This is a genomic window from Rhizobacter sp. P3_B12, assembly GCF_056402895.1.
Window position 1 is genome coordinate 1 of the sequence record NZ_JBFUGN010000702.1, and the last position, 3,297, is coordinate 3,297.

The 3,297-nt window shown below is 73.2% G+C and carries 5 protein-coding genes; all 5 read left to right on the forward strand.

From position 1 onward, the window contains the following. On the forward strand, window positions 1–400 hold a 400-nt coding region (locus tag AC1D01_RS26485; RefSeq protein WP_477871677.1), incomplete at its 5' end, for a GlxA family transcriptional regulator. Between the two features lie 135 nt (window positions 401–535). After that, entirely contained in the window at window positions 536–1,000 is a 465-nt protein-coding gene (locus AC1D01_RS26490; RefSeq protein WP_477871679.1) for a glycine zipper 2TM domain-containing protein, read from the forward strand. Between the two features lie 72 nt (window positions 1,001–1,072). Beyond that, window positions 1,073–1,900, forward strand: a complete 828-nt coding sequence (locus tag AC1D01_RS26495; RefSeq protein ID WP_477871681.1) for a DUF72 domain-containing protein — start codon at window positions 1,073–1,075, stop codon at window positions 1,898–1,900. 109 nt (window positions 1,901–2,009) lie between these two features. Further along, complete coding sequence (locus AC1D01_RS26500; RefSeq protein ID WP_477871683.1) at window positions 2,010–2,270, forward strand: hypothetical protein; 261 nt, start codon at window positions 2,010–2,012, stop codon at window positions 2,268–2,270. 9 nt (window positions 2,271–2,279) lie between these two features. Continuing rightward, the coding region (locus AC1D01_RS26505; RefSeq protein WP_477871685.1) for a hypothetical protein at window positions 2,280–3,297 on the forward strand (1,018 nt) is incomplete at its 3' end.

Sequence of the window (3,297 nt, forward strand, 5' to 3'; positions counted from 1 at the left end):
GCGCATGGTGGTCGCGCCGCACCGGCAGGGCGGCCAGGCGCAGTACATCGAGCAGCCGCTGCCGCGCAGCGGGGCCGACCAGCGGCTCGCGGCCGTGATGGCCTGGGCGCTCGCGCGGCTCGACCAGCCGCATGGCCTCGACGGGCTGGCGGCGCGCGCGGCGATGAGCCGGCGCAGCTTCACGCGGCATTTCCGCGCGGCCACCGGCACCACGGTGCTGCAGTGGCTGCAGAACCAGCGCCTGGCGCGCGCGCAGCGCCTGCTCGAGACCGGCACCCAATCGATCGAGGCGGTGGCCGCCGAGGCCGGCTTCGGTTCGGCACTGTCGCTGCGCCAGCTGTTCGCGGCCCGGCTGGCGGTGACGCCGACCCAGTACCGCCGCGCGTTCCGCGGCCGCTGACGCGCGGGTGCCCCTGTCGGGCAACGACTACAGCGGCGTGCGCCGGGCACCGACCCGGTCGCGCGGTCGCCGCCGATTCGCGCGCGACCGGCAGGCGCGGACGATGGGAGCGTCGGTCAACAACAGGAGCAGACCATGATCGCTCGATCCATCGCCTCCCTCGCTTCCATCACCGTCGCCGCGGCCTTGTGCGCCTGCGGTTCCGCGCCGCGCGACGAGCGCCGGCCGGTCGCCGATGCACCGGTGGCTGCGCCGGCGTCGGCCCATGCCCAGTACGGCCGCGTGCGCGACATCGAGGTGGTGCCGGTGTCCAGCCACACCTCGGGTGGCGGCGCGGTGCTCGGGGCCGTGCTGGGTGCCGTGGTCGGCAACCAGATCGGCTCAGGCACGGGCCGCGTCGCGGCGACCGGCGTCGGTGCGGTGGCCGGTGGCGTGGTGGGCAACCAGATCGAGCGGCGCAACCGCCGCGACGACGAGATCTACCGCGTCAGCGTGCGCTTCGACAACGGCAGCGTCGAGCGCTACGACTTCCAGCGCGTCGACGACCTGCGCGTCGGCGACCGCGTGAAGTGGGAAGGCGGCCAGTTGCATCGCGTGTAGGGGCCCCGGTTGTCACTTGCTGTCAGGGCGCGGTTGCGGGGATGATCGCGCTTCACTTCCGGGAGCAAGCGCGTGGGCATCTCTCAATCGATAGCGCCTGAATCGACAGCAGGCCGCCTGATCCGCGTCGGCATCGGCGGCTGGACCTACGAGCCCTGGCGCGACAACTTCTTCCCCGCCGGCTGGCCCCATGCGCGTGAGTTGGAGTACGCGAGCCGCCGGCTCACCGCGATCGAGGTGAACGGCACCTACTACAGCACGATGAAGCCGGCCACGTTCGCCAAGTGGCACGACGAGACGCCGGACGGCTTCATGTTCGCGCTGAAGGCCTCGCGCTTCTGCACCAACCGGCGCGTGCTGGCCGAGGCGGGCGAGTCGATCGGTCGCTTCATCGGCAGCGGGCTGTCCGAGCTGCGGTCCAAGCTCGGGCCGATCGTCTGGCAGTTCGCACCGACCAAACGCTTCGATGCGGCCGACTTCGAGGCCTTTCTCGAGTTGCTGCCCGCCGAGGTCGATGGCCGGCCGCTGCGCCATGTGATGGACGTGCGGCACGACAGCTTCCGGTCCGCGCCGTACCTGGAACTCGCGCGCCGCCACCGCGTCGCGACGGTGTTCACCCATTCCGATGACTATCCGTCGTTCGCCGACGTGACCGGCGAGTTCGTCTACGCCCGGCTGATGTCGGCGCAGGCGGCCGTGCCGACCGGCTACGAGCCGCAGGCGCTGGAGGCGATCGCCGGCTGCGCACGGCGCTGGGCCGCCGGCGGCGAACCCGACGGCCTGCCGCGGGTGGAAGCCCCGCGCGATGCCGCGCCGCGCGACGTGTTCATCTTCTTCATCAACGGCGCCAAGGAGCGGGCACCCGCCGGCGCGATGGCCCTGATCGAACGCCTGGGCTGACCGGCCCCGTGAGAACCTCCCGCTGCCGGCCGTTGCCGGCGGCGGACTGCACAGTTTCTCGACGATCGCTCGCTACAACGGCGGATCACCGCCAGCGAGTGCAGCGCTCTTGGACACCCAGCAATTCCGGTTCGAAGACATCGAGGTCGACGCGGCCACCCGCCAGTTGACGCGCGCGGGCCTGGCCGTGCRCATCGAGCCCAAGGTCTTCGACGCGCTGGTGCTGCTGCTGCGCCAGAAGAGCGGCGACACCGAGAAACGCGAGCGGCTGTTCCTGATCACGCCGCGCATCGTGCAGTCGGCCGCCACGGCGATGCCGCCCTCGATGTCGCCGGCGATGCCACCCACCACGCTTCCCGTCGTTCGCTGAGGCCGTTCCATGCTCGCAGACATCGCCATCACCTCGGTCACCCCGGTCACCCCGGCCTGTGCCATCCCGCCCATCGCCGCCGCCGCTGCCCCGCCCCGCCGTGCGCCACCCGGCCACACGCCTTCGCACTTCGACACGCTGGTCGCGAGCGCCTGGGCCGAGACGATCTGCGCGTACTGGGACGACCTGCAGCAGGCCGGCCTGCTGGACGCGCAGGCCCCGCTGGACGTCGTCGACTGGATGCCGGGCGACGGCGGACCCGCGCGGCTGATGCTGCAGGCCTTGCTGCAACGAACGCGCGGGCGACCCGGCATCGAGCAGCGGCTGCGCTACCTGGCCTGCGTCGCGGACGAGGCGCACGTCGCCGCGTGGCGCCACGAGCCGGAGCTGCATGGCCTGCTCGATCGCAACCTGCTGGTGCCGGTGCTGTGGCCGCTGGACGGCGAAGAACCGCCGCAGCTGCTGGCGAGCGGCGGCGCGCTGCGCTGGTGCGGCGCGAACCCGGTGGTGGTGCTGGCGCACGACCGCTTCCGCCACCTGCCGCAGCGCCTGCTCGGGACGCACTACGGCCGCCTGCTGGAGGCCTCGCCGCACGAGCTGGTCGATGCGCGCGACGGCGACGATGCCAACCGCTGGCGCGCGGTCGACGAGGCGGCGCTGACGCCGCTGCAGCGCACGCTGGTGGAGCGGCACGTGGCCGGCCTGAACAGCGCGCCGGTGTGCCTGCCGGTCGGCGCGATGCAGGCGCTGGCGCGGGTGGCGGCGCTGTGCCCGGCCGGCTACCTGGTGCTGTCGGCCGCGCGCGGTTTCGCGGACGACCGCGGCGTGCGGCTCGGCGGCTTCGACAGCGTGCTGTCCGCGTTCCGCCGCGATCGCCTGCTGCCGGCCGACTTCAGCCTGCTCGCGACCCACCTCGGGCAGCAGGGCGTGCGGGTGTGGCAGCGCGCCGTCGGCGACGGCGACGTGGTGCAGGCGGTGGCGGGGGGTGCCGGCAGCTCGCAGGCGGCGCTGCAGCGCTGGGCGGCAC